At 25.9% G+C, this 491-nt stretch carries 1 protein-coding gene; it reads left to right on the top strand.

The genetic code is table 11. From position 1 onward, the window contains the following. Positions 1 to 71: 71 nt before the first annotated feature. Positions 72 to 491, top strand: a 420-nt coding sequence (locus KGF42_RS20645) for an IS3 family transposase (protein ID WP_227826908.1), incomplete at its 3' end; no start/stop codon positions are given.

Genomic DNA, 491 nt, shown 5'->3' with positions numbered 1-491 from the left:
GAATTCTTAAAAAAGTTAAGTACCCTATTGGACAAGTCAAAGTAAGCGATAAATTTAAAACAATTAAACTTATGTCTAGGAAGTATAGTATTTCTAGTATGTGTAAGTTGATAAGTGTGTCAAGAAGCGGTTACTATAAATGGCTAAGTTATTCTAAAAAATCTTCCGATAGGGGTATCAAAGATAGAATTATTAAGGATTATATAATTGAAATACATAAAAAATATAGAGGCACTTACGGTAGAAAAAGAATTTGTACTTATTTAAATAAAATACTTGATACCCCTATTAATCATAAGAGAGTATATAGGTTGATGAAAGAACTAGGAATTAAATCTATTATTAGAAAGAAAGTATATAGACGCAAGTTTAAATCATCTGAGGTATATGATAATATATTAAATCGTGAATTTACAGCTAATCAACCATTAGAAAAAATTTGTATGGATATAACATACATACCTATCGGTAAAAAATTCTTATATATGAAT

Origin of the sequence: Clostridioides sp. ZZV15-6383 (assembly GCF_020657735.1) — a bacterium.
Lineage (GTDB): Bacteria > Bacillota > Clostridia > Peptostreptococcales > Peptostreptococcaceae > Clostridioides > Clostridioides difficile_D.
Note: the sequence above shows the minus strand (reverse complement) of the source record. Positions and strands in the feature narration are given on the sequence as shown.